The sequence below is a fragment of the Haliea sp. genome (genome assembly GCF_040222615.1).
In the GTDB taxonomy this organism is placed as follows: Bacteria; Pseudomonadota; Gammaproteobacteria; order Pseudomonadales; family Halieaceae; genus Haliea.
Genome location: NZ_JAVKCQ010000031.1, coordinates 1 through 2654 on the forward strand (window position 1 = coordinate 1; position 2654 = coordinate 2654).

Genomic DNA, 2654 nt, shown 5'->3' on the forward strand with positions numbered 1-2654 from the left:
GCATCTGGCGGCGCGGGGCGACGCCTTACCCGATTACGTGGAGCAAGAGTTCGAGGGCTACCTCAAGTGTGGACGCCTCGAGCACGGTTTTCTTCGAGTTCGCTGCGGCACCTGTCATAGCGAGCACCTGGTCGGGTTCAGCTGTAAACGCCGCGGCTTCTGCCCGAGCTGCGGAGCCCGGCGGATGGCCGAGAGCGCGGCACTGCTGGTCGACGAGGTCTTTCCCGAGCAGCCGGTGCGCCTTGAACGCCGGGTAGTATTCCTCGACGATTTGATAAAGGAGGCTCCGCTCCGGACGGTGGCGCACATACGGCGGTGCGCCACCACCCGAACTGGCTTCCCTGCCAGTCGGCAATGGCTCCATGCTCGCGTCCCTGCGAGTGTGGACTCATTATCAGCTTAGCAACCGCTGCTCTACCCGGGTACGAAACGCCCTCTGTTCCTATCAGCTCCGGGCGGGGGTATCTATGGGGGCATTTCTGGCGTTTAGCAGCGTGACGCATTGATTAATATGGCGATGTGATTGTCGCCGCCTCCACCAATTTTCAGAACGTAAAGTGCTGTTTTAAAAAGGATAATTTGAGTTCGATTTCCGATCCCGCAGTGACTCGGTCTGAATCGCTAGGGATTTACCACCTTTCTCTATCGGGTTCGAGCGAAATCTCTTACCCGCGCTTAATCGCTCATAACTATCCCTATCAATTCGATCTGGGGGTATTTTTAGGGGTACCTTCGCGCCCTCGACCAAAATACCCCCATCCGACGCCGCAGGGCGCCTGACGACTGCCCGCCGGCCAGAGGACAGTGGCGAGATTTGTTGTTTTATATCGGTAGTTATTGACTATTACCGGCATTTCGCAACTCCATGGCGGCATGGCCAATTCGCATCAAGCCATTCTGGATCTCGCCGCAGAGCGCGGCCTCATTCGACCACACGATCTGGCTGAGCGCGAGCTCCCCATCGTTGGCCTCACTCGACTGATGCGGCAAGGACTGCTCCGGCACGTGGGACGTGGCGTGTACACGCTGCCGAATAGACTGGTCTCGGAACACAACGCCTTGGCCGAAGTGGCGCGCAAACATCCGCAAGCGCTCGTCTGCCTGCTATCGGCGCTACGCTTCCACGACCTCACAACACAATCGCCGTTCGAGGTCTGGCTGGCCAACCCCAACAAAGCGCGCGCCGAAGATGGACTACCCTCCTCTGCGTATCGTGCGCTTCTCAGGCGCTGCGTTGACGGACGGTGTCGAGGAGTACGCCATCGATGGCGTGCCGGTGCGCGAGACCAGTGTCGCCCGTACAGTGGCTGACTACTTCAAGTTCCGTAACAAGATCGGCCTCGATGTCGCACGTGAGGCGCCGCAGGAGGCCTGGCGTGCCAAGCGCGTCAGCATGGACGAACTCTGGCGGTACGCCACGCTCTGCCGGGTGGCCAACATGATGCGCCCTTAGATGGATAGCCTGCCTTGAGCGGACGAAACCTGGCGGCTTCCGTGCGGGCCCGCCTGCTCAACCGCGCTCGGGAGACCCGGCAGGACTTCAACCTCATCCTGACCCGCTACGCGCTCGAGCGCCTCCTGTATCGGCTCAGCATCTCCCCCCACGCCGACCAGTTTCTGCTGAAAGGAGCGCTGCCGTTCGACCCGTGGTTCGACATTCCCCATCGCTCGACGCGCACCGCGGATTTCCTGGGTCTTGGCTCGGCCGAGTTGTCAGTTCTGGAAGCCATCTTCAAGAACGTCTACATGATGGACGCCGACGACGGGGTGACGTTCCGACCGGACACCGTCCACGCAGCAGAGACTTGCAAGGGGGCCAACTACGCCGGGGTACGCGTCACCTTCCTCGGGCTGATTGACGGCGCGCGTTGCCCGATCCAGTTCGACATCGGTTATGGGAATGCCTGCACGCCCGGGCCGGAGGAAGTCCGGTAGCCCGTGATGCTCCCGGATTCCGAGGCGCCGAAGTTGCGCGTGTATCCGCGCTATACCGAGTTCGACGGTGACACCCTGCGAAGCGCGATCCGGGCGACCTTCGATCGCCGCAAGACTGAGTTGCCTCCGGGCGTCCCCTTTGGCCTGACTGACGATTTCGCACGCGACACGCAAGAGCAGACGCAGTGGCACGCGTTCGTGCGAAAGAACAGGCTCGAAGTGCTGCAACTCGAGGTTCTCGTGGTACCCCTTCGGGATTTCCTGCTTCCTGCCATCGCCGCAGCGAACGCCGACACCCACTTCCCTCAACGATGGCCGACTGGTGGCTCCTGTACTCCAGTGGCGGCCTGAACCTGTTTACCGTGTCGCGTTACCTCCGGCCAGGCGTGGCGCCCGTTCGTGCTCGCGACGTTGCCCTTCGATCCTCATGAGCAGCGGGCCAGCGCTTCGGCGATGATCGCCGCTTCGGCGCAGCCACCGGTGATGTTGCCGATCGCCTCGCCTGCCTCGTTGATGGCCATCTGGCTGCCGAGCGGTCGCGGCGCGGAGCCGTCGACGAACACCAGCGTCACCAGCGCCGTGCGCTGGCCGGCGGCCCGCCACGCCAGACAGGTCGGGAGCACATCGTTCATATAGCGCGCGGGCATGAGCCTGGCCTCGCTCAGGATCTGGCGGCTGGCGCCGCGCCCTGTTCGTCACGCGCCGCGGCCAGCGCGTGC

4 protein-coding genes and 2 pseudogenes are annotated in these 2654 nt (G+C 62.5%); 5 read left to right on the forward strand and 1 reads right to left on the reverse strand.

The genetic code is table 11. The features are described 5' to 3' along the window. The 5 genes and pseudogenes from RJQ10_RS03215 to RJQ10_RS03235 form a co-directional block, all read left to right on the forward strand. Positions 1-241, forward strand: a pseudogene (locus tag RJQ10_RS03215) (transposase zinc-binding domain-containing protein); the annotation flags it as partial. 632 nt (positions 242-873) lie between these two features. Beyond that, positions 874-972 (forward strand): annotated as a pseudogene (locus tag RJQ10_RS03220) (hypothetical protein); the annotation flags it as partial. A gap of 217 nt (positions 973-1189) precedes the next feature. Further along, a complete protein-coding gene (locus RJQ10_RS03225; protein ID WP_350143580.1) occupies positions 1190-1453 on the forward strand; it encodes a type IV toxin-antitoxin system AbiEi family antitoxin domain-containing protein in 264 nt (87 codons plus the stop codon). 14 nt (positions 1454-1467) lie between these two features. Beyond that, the gene (locus tag RJQ10_RS03230; protein ID WP_350143574.1) at positions 1468-1935 is read left to right on the forward strand and encodes a nucleotidyl transferase AbiEii/AbiGii toxin family protein; all 468 of its coding nucleotides are present in this window, start codon (positions 1468-1470) and stop codon (positions 1933-1935) included. A gap of 3 nt (positions 1936-1938) precedes the next feature. Then, positions 1939-2286 (forward strand): hypothetical protein, encoded by a 348-nt coding sequence (locus RJQ10_RS03235; protein ID WP_350143576.1) that lies wholly within the window; start codon positions 1939-1941, stop codon positions 2284-2286. A 74-nt stretch (positions 2287-2360) separates the two neighbouring features. Here RJQ10_RS03235 and RJQ10_RS03240 read toward each other — a convergent pair whose 3' ends face one another. After that, complete coding sequence (locus tag RJQ10_RS03240; RefSeq protein ID WP_350143578.1) at positions 2361-2582, reverse strand: XdhC family protein; 222 nt, start codon at positions 2580-2582, stop codon at positions 2361-2363. Positions 2583-2654: the final 72 nt, after the last annotated feature.